The organism is Flavobacterium sp. B330r, assembly GCF_056824325.1.
Genome location: NZ_CP124860.1, coordinates 1,149,585 through 1,168,320 on the forward strand (window position 1 = coordinate 1,149,585; position 18,736 = coordinate 1,168,320).

The window sequence follows — 18,736 nt, forward strand, 5'->3', positions numbered from 1 at the left end:
TTAGTTTAAAAATTTACTTTCTTTTACGAGCGTCTGGTTTTCCACCTTTGTTAAAGTTAGATTTGCCTCTAGGAGCATCTCCACCTTTTCCACCACCTGTACCAGATTGTTTTTTGTCCATTCCAGCAAGTGGAGAAAGTTCTCTCTTACCGTAAACTTCACCTTTCATGATCCACACTTTGATCCCCATTCTACCGTAAGTAGTGTGAGCTTCAGCAAGTGCATAATCAATGTCAGCTCTGAAAGTTGATAGAGGAATTCTACCTTCTTTGAAACCTTCCGAACGCGCCATCTCAGCACCATTCAAACGACCAGAAATCAAAACTTTGATACCTTCAGCGTTCATACGCATAGAAGCAGCAATAGCCATTTTGATTGCACGTCTGTAAGAAATACGGCTTTCGATTTGACGAGCGATGCTTGTCGCCACAAGATAAGCATCTAACTCAGGTCTTTTAATTTCAAAGATGTTGATTTGAACCTCTTTGTCAGTAACTTTCTTAAGTTCTTCTTTTAACTTGTCTACCTCTTGTCCTCCTTTTCCGATAATGATACCAGGTCTAGCAGTAGTGATAGTAACGGTTACAAGTTTCAAAGTTCTCTCGATGATTACTTTTGATACACTAGCTTTTGATAAACGAGCGTGGATATACTTTCTGATTTTGTGATCTTCGGCAAGTTTATCACCGTAATCATTTCCACCATACCAGTTTGAGTCCCATCCTCTGATGATACCAAGTCTATTTCCAATTGGATTTGTCTTTTGTCCCATGCTGCTTAAGAATTGCTTTGTGTGTTATTGATAGCTCCAAGCACGATTGTTACGTGATTAGAACGTTTTCTTATTCTGTGTGCACGACCTTGTGGAGCTGGACGAAGTCTTTTTAACATCATTCCACCATCTACTCTGATCTCTTTAACAAATAATCCAGCCTCTTCTAAATTACCTTCACTATTTTTTTGCTCCCAGTTATTGATTGCAGATATTAATAGTTTTTCTAATTTTCTTGAAGCTTCTTTAGAACTGAATCTTAAAATGTTAAGTGCTCTTTCCACCTTCTGACCTCTTACCAAGTCCGCTACTAAGCGCATTTTTCTAGGTGAAGTAGGGCAGTTATTCAATTTTGCGAAAGCGATAGACTTATTAGCCTCTTTTCTCGCATCTGCTGTTTCTCTTTTACGAACTCCCATTGCTTCTTTTATTTTTTACCTTTATTTTTTGCTCCAGCATGACCTCTAAAAGATCTAGTTGGCGAAAACTCTCCTAATTTGTGACCTACCATGTTTTCTGTTACGTAAACTGGTACAAATTGACGACCGTTATGAACTGCGATAGTTTGTCCAACGAAATCTGGAGTAATCATTGAAGCTCTAGACCAAGTCTTAACAACTGCATTTTTACCACTTTCTACGTTTTCTTGAACTTTCTTGTCTAATTTATAATGAACGAAAGGTCCTTTTTTTAATGAACGTGCCATATCTTATTATTTCTTTCTACGTTCTACGATATACTTGTTACTCGGGTTTTTCTTAGAACGAGTTCTGTAACCTTTAGCTGGCAATCCGTTTCTTGAACGTGGGTGCCCTCCAGAAGAACGTCCTTCACCACCTCCCATAGGGTGATCAACTGGGTTCATCGCTACTGGTCTAGTTCTAGGTCTTCTTCCTAACCATCTTGTTCTACCTGCTTTTCCAGATACAACTAATTGGTGGTCAGAGTTAGAAACAGCTCCAATTGTAGCCGAACAAGTTAACAAGATTAATCTTGTCTCACCAGAAGGCATTTTAATTGTTGCATATTTCCCGTCTCTTGCCATTAACTGAGCAAAAGTTCCAGCTGAACGAGCGATAACCGCTCCTTGTCCTGGACGTAACTCAATACAAGATATAACAGTTCCAAGAGGAATTCTGCTTAAAGGTAATGTATTACCGATTTCTGGTTGAGACTCTGGTCCAGAAACTAATTTCTGACCAACTTTCAATCCATTTTGTGCGATAATATAAGTTTTCTCTCCATCAGCGTAAGCTAATAAAGCGATAAATGCAGTACGATTTGGATCATATTCAATTGATTTCACTGTAGCTGGAATTCCATCTTTAGTTCTTTTGAAATCAATAATACGATATCTCTGCTTGTGACCACCACCCGTATAACGCATGGTCATCTTTCCTTGACTATTTCTACCTCCTGAGTTTTTTATCGGCGCTATCAATGAGCGTTCCGGCTTATCAGTTGTAATAGCGTCATAACCATTCACAACTCTAAATCGCTGACCCGGGGTAATAGGTTTTAATTTTCTTACTGACATTTTTCTATCTTAGATATTGTTGTAAAAATCAATTGTTTCTCCTTCTTGTACTTGTACAATTGCTTTTTTATAAGCATTTGTCTTTCCACTGATTAAACCACTTTTAGTGTATTTAGTAGATCTATCTGGTCTCACATTCATTGTGTTAACAGAAACGATAGTTACTCCATAAGCAGCTTCAACAGCTTTCTTAATCTCAACTTTGTTTGCTTTTTTGTTAACAACGAATCCAAAGCGGTTTAGAACTTCACTTTCTTTGGTTACTTTTTCCGTTACTATAGGTCTAATAATAATGCTCATATTCCTATTATTTACTTAAATTTTCTTCAATTAACTCTAAAGAACCTTCCAAAAGCACTAAATTATTAGCGTTTAATATTGCGTAAGTGCTTAATTCTGAGCTAGTTACGACTTTTGAAGCCTTTAAATTACGTGACGACAAATATACATTTTTATTTGACTCACCCAACACAAATAAAGATTTTTTATTCTCTAACCCTAAAGCTTTCAAAACGTTAATGAAATTTTTAGTGTTTGGCGCTTCAAAATTAAAGTCTTCTAAAACTACGATATTTGACTCTTTTGCTTTGATTGAGAAAGCTGATTTTCTAGCCAATCTCTTTAAGCCTTTATTCAATTTGAATGAATAACTTCTTGGTCTTGGTCCGAAAACTGTTCCACCACCTTTAAACAATGGATTCTTAACACTTCCTGCACGCGCAGTACCAGTTCCTTTTTGTTTTTTAATCTTACGCGTACTTCCAGTTACTTCAGCTCTTTCTTTAGCTTTATGAGTACCTTGTCTTTGATTAGCAAGATATTGCTTAACATCAAGATATACTGCGTGATTGTTTGGCTCAATTGCGAATACTGAATCAGAAAGTTGAACTTTTCTACCAGTATCTTTTCCGTTGAAATCTAATACTTTTACTTCCATTACTTCTGAATGATTACATAAGAGTTTTTGTGCCCAGGAACGCATCCTTTAACAACAAGTAGATTCTTATCAGCAACTACTTTTAAAACTCTAAGGTTTTGAATTTTTACATTTTCTCCTCCCATTCTTCCAGCCATACGCATTCCTTTGAATACTCTAGATGGATAAGAAGAAGCTCCTACAGAACCTGGCGCTCTTAAACGGTTGTGCTGACCATGAGTAGCTTGTCCAACACCACCAAAACCGTGACGTTTAACAACACCTTGGAAACCTTTACCTTTAGACACACCTTGTACATCCACAAATTCTCCTTCTGCAAAAATAGTAACATCTACAAGATCTCCTAATTTTTGTTCAGTTGCAAAATCCTGAAATTCAACGACTTTTTTCTTAGCAACAGTTCCAGCTTTTTTAAAGTGCCCTAAAGCAGCTTTAGTAGAATGTTTCTCGTTTTTGTCATCGAAACCAAGTTGCAACGCTTCATACCCGTCAACCTCTTTGGTTCTGACTTGGGTAACAACGCATGGGCCAGCTTCGATTACTGTACAAGGAATATTTTTCCCGTTTTCATCAAAGATACTAGTCATGCCGATTTTCTTACCAATTAACCCAGACATAAATATTAATTATTAATTACTAAAATTCCCTTCAATTTAAAAATAACAGAAATTTCCAAACAGGGAGTGCAAAAGTAGACATTAAAAACGAATATACCAAACAGTTGTAAAAATTAAATCGCTCATAATCAAAATCCAAGCTCCAAAACAATACCAAAACCGACCTTAATTATAACAAAATTTGAGTCTATTTTTTCAATCTTCAAGCAACCCAATCATAACAATTAATTAATAAAATCACAACAAAAAAAACTCGCACCCCTTTAAAACAAAGGCTTTTACAAAAAAGTAAAAATTTTTATAAATAAAAAATAAATAAATTTCACAACCTAAAAACAACTTTTTAAAACAAAAAAAGCGAGACAAAAAATGCCTCGCTTTTTATATAAAAAAATATAAAAAAATTATACTTTAATCTCTACTTCAACTCCACTTGGCAATTCAAGTTTCATTAAAGCATCAATAGTTTTAGATGAAGATGAATAAATATCAATCAATCTCTTGTATGACATTACTTCAAATTGCTCTCTCGCTTTTTTGTTAACGTGCGGAGAACGCAACACAGTGAAAAGTTTTTTGTGAGTTGGCAACGGAATTGGACCTGTTACAACCGCTCCAGTAGTTTTTACTGTTTTTACGATCTTTTCAGCAGATTTATCTACTAACATGTGATCGTAAGATTTTAGTTTTATTCTGATTTTTTGACTCATTTTCTTAAAATTAAGCGTTACCTTTTGCTTTTTTGATTACCTCTTCTGAAATATTAGAAGGTGTTTCTGCATAGTGAGAAAACTCCATTGTTGAAGTTGCTCTACCAGAAGATAATGTTCTCAATGTAGTTACATAACCAAACATTTCTGATAAAGGCACATCAGCTTTAATCGTTTTAGCACCATTTCTATCACCCATATCATTAACCTGACCTCTACGACGGTTCAAGTCACCTACGATATCACCCATGTTTTCTTCTGGAGTAATAACTTCGATTTTCATGATTGGCTCAAGAATAACAGCTCCAGCAGCACGTCCAGATTCTTTATAACCCATTCTTGCAGCTAATTCAAAAGATAATGCATCAGAATCCACAGGGTGGAAAGATCCATCAGTTAAAGTAACTTTTAAACTATCCACAGCATAACCCGCTAATGGACCAGTTTTCATAGCTTCTCTAAATCCTTTTTCAACAGCAGGGATATATTCTTTAGGAACGTTACCACCTTTTACAGCATTGATAAATTGTAATCCAACTGGAACTTTACCATCAACTTCATCAGCAGGCTCGATTGTAAATACGATATCACCGAATTTACCACGACCTCCAGATTGCTTCTTGTAAGTCTCTCTATGTGTTGCAGATCTTGTAAACGCTTCTTTGTATTCAACTTGAGGCTCACCTTGGTTCACTTCAACTTTAAATTCACGTTTCATACGATCTACTAAGATATCTAAGTGAAGCTCACCCATACCCGAAATAATAGTTTGACCAGAAGCCTCATCAGTTCTAACTGTAAATGTTGGATCCTCTTCAGCTAATTTAGCTAAAGCCATACCCATTTTATCAACGTCAGCTTTTGTTTTTGGCTCAATAGCAATACCAATTACTGGATCAGGGAATTTCATAGACTCCAATACAATTGGATTCTTTTCATCACAAAGAGTATCTCCTGTTTTAATATCTTTAAATCCAACAGCAGCACCAATATCTCCAGCCTCAATAAATTCGATTGGATTTTGTTTATTAGCGTGCATTTGGTAAATACGAGAAATTCTTTCTTTATTACCAGAACGAGTATTTAAAACATAAGAACCAGCATCTAAACGCCCAGAATATGCACGGAAGAAAGCTAAACGTCCAACGAATGGATCAGTAGCAATTTTAAATGCTAAAGCAGCGAATGGCTCTTTAACATCTGGCTTACGTAAAATTTTCGTTTGATCTTCCTCTAATAAATCAGCGTCATCAGGATGAATTCCCTCAATACCTTCTTTATCTAATGGAGACGGTAAATATTTACAAACAGCATCTAACATGAACTGAACTCCTTTATTTTTGAAAGAAGAACCAGCAAGCATAGGAATGATTGCCATATCAATAGTAGCCGCTCTTAATGCATTGTTGATTTCTTCCTCTGTAATAGAGTTTTCATCTTCCATGTATTTATCCAAAAGATTTTCATCATAAGTTGCAATCTCTTCGATAAGAATAGAACGATATTGTCTTACTTCGTCAACCATATCAGCTGGGATATCAACGATATCAAAAGTAGCTCCTTGAGTTTCATCATGCCATACGATAGCTTGATTTTTAACTAAGTCAACAATACCTTTAAAATCTGCTTCATCACCAATAGGCAAAGTAATTGCAACCGCATTCGATTTCAACATATCTTTAACCTGTCCGCATACAGCTAAAAAGTTAGCACCTTGACGGTCCATTTTATTTACGAATCCCATACGAGGAACTCTATACTGATCAGCAAGTCTCCAGTTAGTTTCTGATTGAGGCTCAACACCATCAACAGCACTAAATAAGAAAACCAAACCATCAAGTACACGCAAAGAACGGTTTACCTCTACAGTAAAGTCAACGTGTCCAGGAGTATCAATAATATTAAAGTGGTATGGTAATGATTCTGGAATAACTTTACCTTGTACAGTTGGAAAATTCCAAGTACAAGTTGTAGCAGCAGAAGTAATTGTAATACCTCTTTCTTGCTCTTGAGCCATCCAGTCCATTGTTGCAGCACCATCGTGCACCTCACCAATTTTGTGTGACTTTCCAGTATAAAAAAGAATACGCTCAGTTGTTGTTGTTTTACCAGCATCAATGTGAGCAGCGATTCCGATATTTCTTGTATATTTTAAATCTCTAGCCATTTCTTTACGAATTAAAATCTAAAATGAGAGAATGCTTTGTTAGCTTCTGCCATTTTGTGAGTATCCATTCTTTTCTTAACTGCAGCACCTTCTTCTTTAGCAGCAGCTAAACACTCTGAAGCTAAACGTTGTGCCATAGATTTTTCATTTCTTCTTCTTGAATAAAGTATTAACCACTTCATTGCCATAGAAATTTTTCTGTCTGGACGAATTTGCATTGGGATTTGGAATGTAGCTCCACCAACTCTACGGCTACGTACTTCTACGTGAGGCATAACGTTTGTTAAAGCATCTTTCCAGATCTCTAATGAAGTTTTCTCATCATTTTGCTTTTTAGATTCGATGATATCAATAGCATCATAAAATACTTTAAAAGCTGTAGATTTCTTACCATCCCACATTAAGTTATTCACAAAACGTGTTACTAATTGGTCATTAAACCTTGGATCCGGTAAAAGTGGTCTTTTCTTTGCCGCTCTTTTTCTCATGTCTTTTTCTTAAAAGTTTTTAAATTACTTTTTTGCTTCTTTTGGGCGTTTAGCACCGTACTTAGATCTTCTTTGCGTTCTTCCTGCAACACCTGACGTATCAAGAGCTCCACGAACGATATGATATCTAACACCTGGTAAATCTTTTACCCTTCCACCTCGCACTAATACTATCGAATGCTCTTGTAGATTATGTCCTTCTCCTGGGATGTAAGCATTCACCTCATTACCATTTGTCAAACGTACACGCGCAACTTTACGCATTGCAGAGTTTGGTTTTTTTGGTGTAGTAGTGTAAACACGCGTACAAACCCCTCTTCTTTGAGGACAAGAATCTAAAGCAACCGATTTACTCTTCTTAGTGATCTGAGTTCTTCCTGTTCTTACTAATTGTTGAATTGTTGGCATAATTAATACTAAAAATTATTATGTTTATTAAATTCCCGCTTTTTACGGGGTTGCAAATGTATAAAATAATTTTCACTATACAAACGTTAAATCATTAATTTTCAACAACATTATTTATATCTATGATTTCACAAAGAAACATTAGATATTTGCTTTACATTTAACTAACAAAACAATTGCTTTTGAAACAATTATATTACATACTCATTTTACTCCTATCATCAAATTGTTTTGCGCAATCTTTCTACCTTAATATAAATGGAATAAACAAAAAACAAAGCCAAACTATTGACTCCATACTCTACACAAAAAAACATCCAAATATAAAATCACTAAACAACGAGATTTCAACAGTAACAAACAGACTCGCAAAACAAGGCTATATAAGCGCTAAAACATTAGAAAACAAAAAGGTAAATGATAGCACTTACACTGTTTTAATGGACTTGCAAACTAGAATAAAAGAGATACATATATATATAGGTATAAATAGTTTTTTTTATAATTCAAAAAAAACAGCAAAAGACACCATAATAATACCGTATACTGAACTTGAAAATTTCTTAAACCAAGAAATATCAAACAACGAAAAGGCAGGATTTGCATTTTCTAAAATCAAACTTGAAAACATCAAAAAAAAGAATTCAATAATTTACGCCGACTTAAATTTTGATTCCGAAAAAAAAAGAACCTTAAATTCCATTATTGTAAATTACACGAATTCTTCTTTGAAAGACTATTTCCCAAAAGGAGCACTTAAGCAATTAAACAAAAAATACCTAAACAAAACTTTTAATCAAGAAACCGTCAAAAAACTTTATGACGACATTAATAGTTTTGAATTTGTTTCACAGCCCAAATATCCCGAAATCTTATTTACTTCAGATTCAACCAAAATCTATACCTATCTTGACAAAAGAAAAGCCAATAACTTTGATGGATACATTGGTTTTTCAAATGATGAAAACAAAAAGTTAATTCTAAATGGCTATCTGGACATTTCACTAACAAACATATTACGAGCTGGCGAAAAATTTTCTCTTTATTGGAAAAGCGACGGAAACCAACAAAAAACCTTCAACACAAAACTTGAGATCCCCTATCTGTTTCAATCTCCACTTGGAATAAAAGCACAATTAAACATCTTCAAACAAGACAGCACATTTCAGAACACTAAAACAGACATCAATCTTGGCTACTATTTAAATTACAATTCCAAGATCTACCTTGGCTACCAATCTACCGAATCAAGCGATATTCAAAACATCAATAATTCTACTATTAGTGATTTCAATAATTCCTACTTTACTTCAACATACGAATACAAAAAAACAGACTCCAACAATAGTCTCATGCCTGGAAAAGCATTTTTAAGTTCGATACTAGGCCTTGGAAAAAGAGAAACAAATAATGATCTTGAAACAGCAGATCCTAGCAAACAATTTTATATAAATGTAAATGCCGCGTACAATTTCAAACTTAATAACAAGAATTTCATTAACATAAATTCTCAAAGTTGCTATTTAGACAGCAAAAATTATATTACTAATGAATTATTTCGATTTGGCGGAATGAATTCAATCAGAGGATTTTCAGAAAACAGTCTACAAGCAAATTTTTATTCTGCATTTCTTACAGAATACAGATATATGTTTTCAAAAAGCGCATACATCCATTCTATAGCTGATTACGCTATATATCAAGACTTAACCAATATTTCAAATCCTAAAAAAATTAAGAATTTAATAGGAATCGGTATAGGTGTGGGAATAGAAACAAAAAATGGAATTTTACGAATTATTCTCACGAATGGACAGCAAAATCAACAGGAAATACAATTATATAACACTATCGTAAACATATGTTATAATGTTAAATTTTAGGGTTTACCAAAAAAAATATTTTTTTTATTAGGAAAGTTAACAAATTATTAAGAGTTTTGCGATACTAATTCAAAATATTTAAAAATGAAACTAAAGTTCAATGGATTCTTAGTGCTTTTATTAGTACTAGTTGCGCAATTGACATTTGCGCAAGAAAGAGCTGTTTCAGGAACAGTTTCCGATAATACAGGTATGCCTTTACCGGGGGTAAGTGTATTAGTGAAAGGAAGCAAAACTGGAACACAAACTGATTTTGATGGAAAATATTCTATTAAAGCATCTTCAAGCCAAGTTTTGGTATTTAGCTACATTGGAATGAAAACCCAAGAAGTAGCTGCAAGCTCATCTGTAGTTAATGTTAAATTATCAGGTGATGCACAAGAACTTGAAGCAGTTGTAGTAACAACAGCTTTAGGTATCAAAAGAGAGAAAAAATCTTTAGGTTACTCATCACAAAAACTTGATGAAAAAACAGTTAACTCAACACCAACAAACAACTTCCTAAACAACTTATCAGGTAAAGTTGCAGGTTTAGAGGTTAAAACTAACTCTAACTTTGGTGGATCTACTAACATCGTACTTCGTGGATCAAAAAGTTTAACTGGAAACAACCAAGCATTAATGGTTGTTGATGGTGTTGCTATTAGCAATGATAACTTAAACTCAGCATCAGCAAAAAGCGGAAGACAAGGTTTTGACTTTGGTAACTCTGCTTCTGATATTGACCCAAACAACATTGAATCTATTACAGTACTTAAAGGTGCTGCTGCAACTGCATTATATGGTAGCCAGGCTGCGAATGGTGCGATTATGATTACTACTAAAAAAGGTAAGAAAAACAGCGCTTTAGGAGTAAGTTTCAGTTCTACAACTTCTATGGGTTCTTATGACAAAGATACTTTCATTAAGTACCAAAAAGGTTACGGAGCTAATGGTTATTCAGGACCAAACGATAGTTTCTACACAGCAGATGCTAACGGAGACGGTATTCCTGATCAAGTTGTTGATATGACTGCCGATTCATCTTTCGGTAATGCTTTCGACCCAAGTTTAAACGTGTTCCAATGGACTGCTTTTGCTCCAGGTAACGCTAATTATGGTAAAGCTACTCCATGGGTTGCTGCTGCTAATGATCCTGGTAAATTCTTCCAAAAATCTTTCAGCACAGTTAACAACATTGGTTTAAGTGGTGGAGACGAAAAAGGATCTTACAACTTTAGCTACACTAACAACAATGAATCTGGAATTTTACCAAACAGTAGATTAAACAGAAATATTATCAATGGTAGTTTCTCAAGAAACTTATCAGATAAAATTAAAACAACTGCATTCTTCACATTCTCTGACCAATCTACAGTAGGTAGAAACAGTACAGGTTATGGAGATAACATCTTAACTGGTTTCAGACAATGGTGGCAAACTAACGTTGACGTTAGAGACTTAAAAGACGCATACAACGTAAACGGACAAAACGTTACTTGGAACATGAATGATCCATTATCTGGAAATTTTGCTCCAGCTTATTGGAACAACCCATACTTTGACCGTTACAAAAACTACTCTTCTGATGACAGAACGAGAGTTCTTGCAGGTGCTAATATCTCTTACGATATAACAAAAAACTTTAATGTTTTAGGACGTGTTACTGTTGATACTTCTAACGACAGACAAGAATTAAGAAAAGAAAAAGGAAGCCACGCTGAAGAGTTTGGTTTACAAGCTCTTGATGAAACTTCAGGATACGAGCTATACACAAGAAGTTTCTTACAGACAACTTACGATTTCATTGCTACTTACGATTTAAAAATTTCTGAAAAAATTTCAGCAAAACTTTTAGGTGGATCAACTTTCATCAAATCTCATACAGATTCATTCGACGGATCAACAACTGGAGGTTTAGTAGCTCCTGGATTGTTTACTTTAGCAAATTCAATGTCATTTGTTGCTCCATTAGAGCAAGAAATCAATTATAACAAATTGGGTCTTTATACTCAAGGTTCTATCGATTACAACAGAATTATATTCGTTGAAGGTTCATACAGAAGAGATCAATCTACTGCTTTACCACAAAACAACAATAAATATGATTACTGGTCACTTGGAACAAGTTTCATTGTATCTGAATTAATCAAACAAGATTGGTTAAACAACTTAAAACTTAGAGCTAACTATGCGGTTGTAGGTAATGACCCAGTTGCTGGCAGACTTGGATGGAAAATTAACAATGGATTAATTGGCGGAAACTTAATGTTTGCTAACAACTCTACTTTTGTTAACTTTAAAGATTTGAGATCAGAAAAATTAAAAAGCTGGGAGTTTGGTGTTGAATCAGCTATGTTCAAAAATAGATTAAGTTTTGACGTATCTGTGTACCAATCTAACACTACAGACCAAATTTTCAACGTACCACAATCTACGTCTACAGGATTTGCATCTTCACAAGTTAATGCTGGAGAATTACAAAACAATGGTATCGAGGTATCTTTATTTGGTTCGCCAGTTAAAACTAAAGATTTCGAATGGCAAGTTGGTGTAAACTGGTCTAGGAACAGAAACAAAGTTGTTTCTTTGAACGCAGGAAGAGATAACTTACAATTAGCTTCATGGCAAAATGGAGTTTCTTTAAATGCTACTGTTGGTCAACCATACGGTACAATGAGAGGAACAGATTATGTATATGATGCAAACGGAAACAAAACAGTTGACGAAGATGGTTACTACCTACTTGCTACTGATAAAGTAATTGGAAACATCCAAGCTGATTGGATCGGAGGTCTTTCTAACAGATTTAACTACAAAGATTTCTCTTTGAACTTCTTAATCGATATGAAAAAAGGAGGAAGTGTTTATTCTCTAGATCAAGCTTACGGACAATACACAGGTCTTTACCCAGAAACTGCTGGTCTTAACGACTTAGGAAACCCATTAAGAAACTCTATCGCTAATGGTGGAGGTATTATCCTTGATGGAGTTTACGAAGATGGTACTCCAAACCAATCTAGAATCCCTGCAAACATGGTAGGAGCTGGTTTTGGTGTTGAAGTTGAGCCAAACAAAAAATTCATCTACGATGCATCTTACGTAAAATTAAGAGAAGTTGGTTTCACATACAATGTACCGTCTAAATTCTTAGACAAAACAATGGCTAAATCAATCTCATTTAGTTTATTAGGAAATAATCTTTGGATTATTCACAAAAATTTACCGTATGCTGACCCAGAAGCTGGACAATCATCTGGAAACATTCAAGGTTTTCAATCAGGTGTAATGCCAACAACAAAAGTATACTCATTTAATATTAAAGCGACTTTCTAAGATGAAAAAATTAATCCTCTCAATAACAGCATTGTCATTATTTATGACAAGCTGTGTAAGTGATGATCCTACATACAACAATGACCAGGACAAATCTTACGATGTGCCTTCTGAGACGCTTTTCACAAATGCTGAAAAAGAGTTGACAGATCAACTAGTAACTCCAAGTGTTAACTTAAGTATCCTAAGATATGCATCTCAATATTGGGCTGCGACTCAATACAATACAGAAGCTAGATTCAATATTACTACAAGAAGAATTGGAGACGGACACTGGAATGCATTATATAGAAGTACATTAGGAAACTTACAAACTTCAAAAGAAGTAATTTTAACTGAAGCTGGTGATCCAACTGTGCAAAAAAATAAAATTGCTTTAATTGAAATCCTTCAAGTTTACACTTTCCAAGTTTTAGTGGATACTTATGGAGATGTTCCTTATACTGACGCATTAAAAGTAAAAGAAGTAATTTTACCTAAATACGAAGATGATGCAGCTATTTATCCTAAATTAATCACTAGATTAGATGCGGCTATTGCTCAATTAGATACTAGTGCTGATTCTTTTGGTTCTGCTGACTTTATCTATGGAGGTGATGTAGCAAAATGGAAACTTTTTGCTAACACTTTGAAATTAAAAATTGGTTTGAATTTAGCTGATGCTGATGCTGCACTTTCTAAAAGTACAGTTGAAAGCGCTTACAACGCTGGAGTTATCTTAAACAATACAGAAAATGCAACTTTTGACTATCCAGGAGCTGCTCCAATGTACAATCCTATCTTTGCTAACTTAGTAGCTAGTAACCGTAATGACTTCGTTGCTTCTGAAACTATTGTTAATGAAATGAACGCTTTGGAAGATCCAAGAAGAGCTATTTATTTCAATGCAATGCCTGACGGATCTTACAAAGGAGGTCTTAATGGTCCAACTAACGTTTACCAAAATTTCTCTGCTATTGGAGATAAGTTAAAAGCTGCTGATTTCCCAGGTTTATTAGCTGAGGCTACTGAATCTAACTTCTACTTAGCTGAAGCTGCTGCAAGAGGATATGCTGTTGGAAATACTGCTGAGTACTACTATAACAGAGCGATTACTGCTTCTTTCGAAAACTGGGGAATTGCAAGTGAAGCTGCTGCTTACTTAGCTAAACCAGAAGTAGCTTATGCTACTGCTTCAGGAACAACTTACAAAGAAAAAATCGGTAAACAAGCTTGGATTGCTTTCTTCAACAGACCGTTCGAATCTTGGAACTCTTACAGAAGATTAGATTTCCCTGCTTTAGTTGCACCTGCTAACGCTGTTGCTGCTGCTGAAGGAGAAATTCCAAAACGTTACACTTATCCAATCAACGAGCAAACAGTAAACAATGCAAATTGGGCTGCTGCTTCTACTGCAATTGGAGGAAACAAACTTAAAGTTCACGTTTTCTGGGATAAATTCTAATTTATTCTGAAAAACAATATATCAAAACCGCTCTGTTAATTCAGGGCGGTTTTTTTATATAAACATATTACCTATATTTGTCCAATGGAAAAAGAACATCAAATATTTGGCATTAGAGCCATCATAGAGGCAATTCAAGCAGGAAAAGAAGTAGATAAAGTTTTCATACAGAAAGACATTTCTGGTGAGCTTATGAAGGATTTAATGAAAGTAATGAAACGTGCAAACGTTAACTTCTCTTATGTACCTGTAGAAAAACTAAACCGCCTTACTCCAAATAATCATCAAGGTGCAGTAGCAACCATCTCTCCTATTGGTTTTATTGATTTAGAACATTTAGTTGAGTCTACGATTGAGTCAGGTCAAAAACCTCTTTTTCTAATATTAGATCAGGTATCAGACGCTAGAAATTTTGGTGCTATTATTAGAACAGCTGAATGTACTGGTGTAAACGGAATTATTATACAAAAAGCAGGGTCGGCTCCCGTTAATGGAGATACAGTTAAGACTTCTGCTGGAGCGGTATTCAATGTGCCTATTTGCAAAGTTGAACATATAAAAGATGCGATCTTTTACTTGCAAGGTTCTGGAGTAAAAACAGTTGCTGCAACTGAAAAAACAGATCAAAACATATACGACATATCACTAACAGAACCATTGGCTATTATTATGGGATCTGAAGATCGAGGAATAAACCCTTCTGTTTTAAAAATAGTTGACGAAAAAGCCAAATTGCCAATGTTCGGTACAATTGGATCATTAAACGTATCTGTAGCCTGTGGTGCTTTTCTATACGAAGCTGTTCGCCAAAGAACCTAAAAACACATTGAGAGATTAAGATGCGAATGAAATAATTAAATACCTTTAATTAATGCTTTCAAAATCTAATTCAAAATCAAAAGTTACAATATTCCGCTGCCTGTTTGTAATTTTACTAATTACAAACAGCTACGGACAAAATACTACGTATAATCAATTTTGGAATGAAATTCAGTTCAACCAAACTTTAAGCAAAAAATGGGCAACAGAAATAGATGTTGCCACAGCTTATAGTAGTAAAGAATCATCTCCAAATTTATTTGATAACACCATTCAAAGATCTATTAGAGGCTGGGGACATTATTACTTTTCTCCCAGATGGAAGTTCTCTGCTTTTATAGCCTATTTTAATAATAGAGATGTACCCGAAATAGGTCAGTTCGAATCTCCCGAAACACGATTTGCTCTTCAAGGTATTTATTACTTTCATAAAACCGGATATACTTTAAGCACAAGAATGCGTGCTGAATTCCGTCATATGAGAAATGAAGATGATGATTATGAAAATGTTCTTCGATATAGACAGCAAATTAAATATATACAACCAATCAATAGTAAAATATTAAGAAGCGGTGTTGTATATGCAATTGCATCAGATGAGCTTTATTTCAAATCTGGAGCAAAAGTTACTGGTGAAAGTTTCTTTGATCGGAATCGTTTAAATATTGGAGCTGGATATTTATTTTCGGATGATATTCAGGTTGAACTAACCTATTGCAATGAATATCTTCCCCGAAACAGCGGGAATCAAACAACCAACGCAGCCTCGCTTACTCTAACATTCAATAATCTTATTCGAAACCTTAAGAAGAAAATCGAAGCCAAAAAGCATCCTGAAATGAAGGATGAAGAATAATTAGTTTTCTTCTTTCTTTAAAAAACATTTAAGCTGTTCGATGATAGCATCTTTGTGAAGCTTAAAGTTGTAGCTTCTCACAAATTCAGTTCCTTCCATATTGATTTCAGCAGTAATAGCTTCATAATTAGAAAACGCATCAAGATCTTTATTGTCTATCAAATAGAGAACTTGCATTATAGAATCGTTACGTCGATATTGTGTATCGTAATGTGCTAGCTTATAGGTTTTGTTATCTGCAAGATGAATTATTAAATCGTCTTTGATCTTTTTTCCAACTTTCTTTTCAGGAAACGGTGTCGGCTGCAGTGCAACAAAATAATTCTCTTTATCTGTAACAATATTAATTTTCAACGATTTTGATTTCGTAGTATAAAAAACTGCTGGCTCAAAATAGTAAATCATACTGCCATCTGCCTGCATCCTATTTTTTATTTCACATTGAGCAATTCCTTTCCCAGTAAAAACAAAACTAAAAAACAAAAGTAGAAACTTCATTTTCATAATGCTCAAGATTAAATTGTTACTCTAACAAATTTACTTTTTTTATTTCAAAGAAAATTATTCATCGGTTTCTTCTTGATCTGCTTTTCTAACTACAATATAATTTACTGGATGACTAGACGAAAAATAATCTATCTGATCCTCTTCCTCCTCATGGGAAAAAGTAACGAAATTTCCATTTTCATCAAAATGCTTCATAAAAGAATCACTGCTCGGATCAAAATCTGGACGCTGCCAATCGTAAACAATTGGTTTTGCATATTCGGGTGCTTTATAAAACAATGTCAAAACAAAACCTGTAATAAGTCCTGCTAAATGCCCTTCCCAAGAAATAGATTGATCAACATCTGGAAAAACATACCATATCATTCCGCCATAAAGTAAAATCACAGTTAAAGATAATGCCACCAATCTATAATATTTGGTTTGAATACCCTTAAAGAAAATAAAACTAACTAAAACATAAATTAATCCGCTAGCACCGATATGAAAATTTTCTCTTCCGACAACCCAAGTAATTAATCCCGAAAATAGAATCCCGTAGCCTATAACACCTAATGTTTGTTTTGGATAAAAAAACTGCATCGCCGCCAATAGTATTACAAGCGGGATACTATTGTTATACAAATGATCTAAATTTTCATGAATAAATGGACTGAACAAAACTCCACGTAAACCAATCAAGTCTCGAGGATAAATTCCGTATCGATAAAAATCAAAATCAAAACGGATCTGAAGCCAATATACTATCCATAAAAAGAGGACAAAAAACATCGGAAGTCCAATAACCGAATTTGAAAACCTAAAATTAGTGTCGTTCATATTTTTAGAAAATAACAATTAACAGGACTCAAAAAACTATCCAAAAATATTTTACTGATATTTTGTCATATCAAAATACAAAATTGTCTCAAATCAGAACAATCATTCTCTCTGCGAATTGTTTTAACTTTTGAATGAATGAAATTTAAATCTTAAAATAGTAATTTTGTATTTATGGAAGCACCTTTAGCAGAGCGTATTCGTCCGCAAAAATTAGAAGATTATATAAGCCAACATCATTTGGTTGGACCAACTGGTTCATTAACACAGCAAATTTCAAAAGGAATTATTCCTTCATTAATTTTCTGGGGACCTCCTGGTACAGGAAAAACAACATTGGCTCAAATTATTGCTCAGGAATCCAAAAGACCTTTTTATATTTTGAGCGCTATAAATTCTGGTGTAAAAGATATTCGCGATGTTATAGAAAAAGCCAAACAAAGTGGCGGACTTTTTACTGCTAAAAACCCTATTCTATTTATCGATGAGATTCATCGATTTAGCAAATCACAGCAAGATTCGCTTTTGGCTGCTGTAGAAAAAGGCTGGATAACGCTGGTTGGTGCGACAACCGAAAATCCAAGTTTTGAAGTGATTCCTGCATTATTGTCACGTTGCCAGGTTTACATACTAAATGCATTTACAAAAGCCGATTTAGAAGCTCTTTTACAGCGCGCAATGAGAACCGATTCCTATTTGCTGACAAAAAAAATAAATCTAAAAGAAACAGAAGCTTTATTGCGTATTTCTGGCGGTGATGGAAGAAAACTCTTAAATGTATTCGAACTAGTCGTTAATGCTTCATCTGGTGATGAAATTACCATTACCAACGATCGTGTTTTTGAACTCGTACAGCAAAACACCGTTCTTTATGACAAAACTGGCGAACAGCACTACGACATTGTTTCTGCGTTTATTAAATCTATTCGCGGTAGCGACCCTAACGGAGCCGTTTATTGGTTGGCAAGAATGATCGAAGGCGGAGAAGAGGTAAAATTTATTGCCCGAAGAATGCTTATTTTGGCAAGTGAAGATATTGGCAATGCTAACCCAACTGCTCTTATAATGGCCAATAATACTTTTCAGGCTGTTACAACAATTGGATATCCAGAAAGCCGTATCATTTTAAGCCAATGTGCAATTTATTTGGCCACTTCACCAAAAAGCAACGCTTCTTATATGGCAATTGGCAATGCGCAACAGCTGGTAAAACAAACTGGCGATTTGCCTGTTCCAATTCATTTGCGAAATGCCCCTACTAAACTAATGAAAGAATTAGGATACGGAGATGAATACAAGTATTCTCACGATTATGCCAATAATTTTGCCGAACAAGAATTCCTTCCAGATGCTATAAAAGAAACGGTTCTTTATAATCCTGGAAACAATTCTAGAGAGAACAGTACCCGCGAATTTTTAAAGAACCGTTGGAAAGATAAATACGGTTATTAAGCCGT

Annotated in this window: 19 protein-coding genes; 6 read left to right on the top strand and 13 right to left on the bottom strand. The window is 34.7% G+C overall.

Translation table 11 applies throughout. The annotated features are described in order from the left end of the window. Positions 1 to 13: 13 nt before the first annotated feature. The 11 genes from rpsC to rpsL form a co-directional block, all read right to left on the bottom strand. Complete coding sequence (rpsC, locus tag QLQ95_RS05330; protein ID WP_008464292.1) at positions 14 to 772, bottom strand: 30S ribosomal protein S3; 759 nt, start codon at positions 770 to 772, stop codon at positions 14 to 16. Between the two features lie 5 nt (positions 773 to 777). Beyond that, complete coding sequence (gene rplV, locus QLQ95_RS05335) at positions 778 to 1,191, bottom strand: 50S ribosomal protein L22 (protein WP_482502928.1); 414 nt, start codon at positions 1,189 to 1,191, stop codon at positions 778 to 780. 8 nt (positions 1,192 to 1,199) lie between these two features. Then, a complete protein-coding gene (rpsS, locus tag QLQ95_RS05340) occupies positions 1,200 to 1,478 on the bottom strand; it encodes a 30S ribosomal protein S19 (protein WP_008464288.1) in 279 nt (92 codons plus the stop codon). A gap of 6 nt (positions 1,479 to 1,484) precedes the next feature. Continuing rightward, on the bottom strand, positions 1,485 to 2,309 hold the full coding sequence (gene rplB, locus QLQ95_RS05345) for a 50S ribosomal protein L2 (RefSeq protein ID WP_008464287.1): 825 nt from the start codon (positions 2,307 to 2,309) through the stop codon (positions 1,485 to 1,487). Between the two features lie 9 nt (positions 2,310 to 2,318). Then, complete coding sequence (gene rplW / locus QLQ95_RS05350) at positions 2,319 to 2,609, bottom strand: 50S ribosomal protein L23 (RefSeq protein ID WP_008464286.1); 291 nt, start codon at positions 2,607 to 2,609, stop codon at positions 2,319 to 2,321. Between the two features lie 7 nt (positions 2,610 to 2,616). Continuing rightward, a complete protein-coding gene (gene rplD / locus QLQ95_RS05355; protein ID WP_482502930.1) occupies positions 2,617 to 3,246 on the bottom strand; it encodes a 50S ribosomal protein L4 in 630 nt (209 codons plus the stop codon). Next, on the bottom strand, positions 3,246 to 3,863 hold the full coding sequence (gene rplC / locus QLQ95_RS05360; RefSeq protein WP_095931500.1) for a 50S ribosomal protein L3: 618 nt from the start codon (positions 3,861 to 3,863) through the stop codon (positions 3,246 to 3,248). Before rplC ends, rplD begins: the two co-directional genes overlap by 1 nt. Before the next feature lie 404 nt (positions 3,864 to 4,267). Continuing rightward, positions 4,268 to 4,573 (bottom strand): 30S ribosomal protein S10, encoded by a 306-nt coding sequence (gene rpsJ, locus QLQ95_RS05365; RefSeq protein WP_007803605.1) that lies wholly within the window; start codon positions 4,571 to 4,573, stop codon positions 4,268 to 4,270. A gap of 10 nt (positions 4,574 to 4,583) precedes the next feature. Further along, the gene (gene fusA, locus QLQ95_RS05370) at positions 4,584 to 6,740 is read right to left on the bottom strand and encodes an elongation factor G (RefSeq protein WP_095931501.1); all 2,157 of its coding nucleotides are present in this window, start codon (positions 6,738 to 6,740) and stop codon (positions 4,584 to 4,586) included. A gap of 11 nt (positions 6,741 to 6,751) precedes the next feature. Further along, complete coding sequence (gene rpsG, locus QLQ95_RS05375; protein WP_017495022.1) at positions 6,752 to 7,228, bottom strand: 30S ribosomal protein S7; 477 nt, start codon at positions 7,226 to 7,228, stop codon at positions 6,752 to 6,754. A 24-nt stretch (positions 7,229 to 7,252) separates the two neighbouring features. Then, the gene (gene rpsL / locus QLQ95_RS05380) at positions 7,253 to 7,636 is read right to left on the bottom strand and encodes a 30S ribosomal protein S12 (protein WP_007136570.1); all 384 of its coding nucleotides are present in this window, start codon (positions 7,634 to 7,636) and stop codon (positions 7,253 to 7,255) included. A gap of 182 nt (positions 7,637 to 7,818) precedes the next feature. Here rpsL and QLQ95_RS05385 point away from each other — a divergent pair, with 182 nt between their 5' ends. The 5 genes from QLQ95_RS05385 to QLQ95_RS05405 all read left to right on the top strand — a co-directional run bounded on the left by QLQ95_RS05385 (position 7,819) and on the right by QLQ95_RS05405 (position 15,953). Next, the gene (locus tag QLQ95_RS05385; protein WP_482502933.1) at positions 7,819 to 9,519 is read left to right on the top strand and encodes a BamA/TamA family outer membrane protein; all 1,701 of its coding nucleotides are present in this window, start codon (positions 7,819 to 7,821) and stop codon (positions 9,517 to 9,519) included. An 84-nt stretch (positions 9,520 to 9,603) separates the two neighbouring features. Next, on the top strand, positions 9,604 to 12,834 hold the full coding sequence (locus tag QLQ95_RS05390; RefSeq protein ID WP_428238891.1) for a SusC/RagA family TonB-linked outer membrane protein: 3,231 nt from the start codon (positions 9,604 to 9,606) through the stop codon (positions 12,832 to 12,834). A 1-nt stretch (position 12,835) separates the two neighbouring features. Further along, a complete protein-coding gene (locus QLQ95_RS05395; RefSeq protein WP_095931504.1) occupies positions 12,836 to 14,278 on the top strand; it encodes a SusD/RagB family nutrient-binding outer membrane lipoprotein in 1,443 nt (480 codons plus the stop codon). Positions 14,279 to 14,362: 84 nt separating this feature from the next. After that, complete coding sequence (gene rlmB, locus QLQ95_RS05400; RefSeq protein ID WP_095931505.1) at positions 14,363 to 15,097, top strand: 23S rRNA (guanosine(2251)-2'-O)-methyltransferase RlmB; 735 nt, start codon at positions 14,363 to 14,365, stop codon at positions 15,095 to 15,097. 52 nt (positions 15,098 to 15,149) lie between these two features. Further along, the gene (locus QLQ95_RS05405; protein ID WP_428238890.1) at positions 15,150 to 15,953 is read left to right on the top strand and encodes a DUF2490 domain-containing protein; all 804 of its coding nucleotides are present in this window, start codon (positions 15,150 to 15,152) and stop codon (positions 15,951 to 15,953) included. Here QLQ95_RS05405 and QLQ95_RS05410 read toward each other — a convergent pair whose 3' ends face one another. Together QLQ95_RS05410 and QLQ95_RS05415 are read right to left on the bottom strand one after the other, a co-directional pair. Continuing rightward, positions 15,954 to 16,457: a hypothetical protein gene (locus tag QLQ95_RS05410; RefSeq protein WP_320492994.1), complete on the bottom strand. Its 504-nt coding sequence runs from the start codon at positions 16,455 to 16,457 to the stop codon at positions 15,954 to 15,956. It abuts the gene before it with no gap. 57 nt (positions 16,458 to 16,514) lie between these two features. After that, positions 16,515 to 17,279 (bottom strand): rhomboid family intramembrane serine protease, encoded by a 765-nt coding sequence (locus tag QLQ95_RS05415; protein ID WP_320492993.1) that lies wholly within the window; start codon positions 17,277 to 17,279, stop codon positions 16,515 to 16,517. Positions 17,280 to 17,453: 174 nt separating this feature from the next. Between QLQ95_RS05415 and QLQ95_RS05420 the strand changes: the two genes are divergently transcribed. Further along, positions 17,454 to 18,731, top strand: coding sequence for a replication-associated recombination protein A (locus QLQ95_RS05420; RefSeq protein ID WP_095931508.1), 1,278 nt, complete (start codon positions 17,454 to 17,456; stop codon positions 18,729 to 18,731). Positions 18,732 to 18,736: the final 5 nt, after the last annotated feature.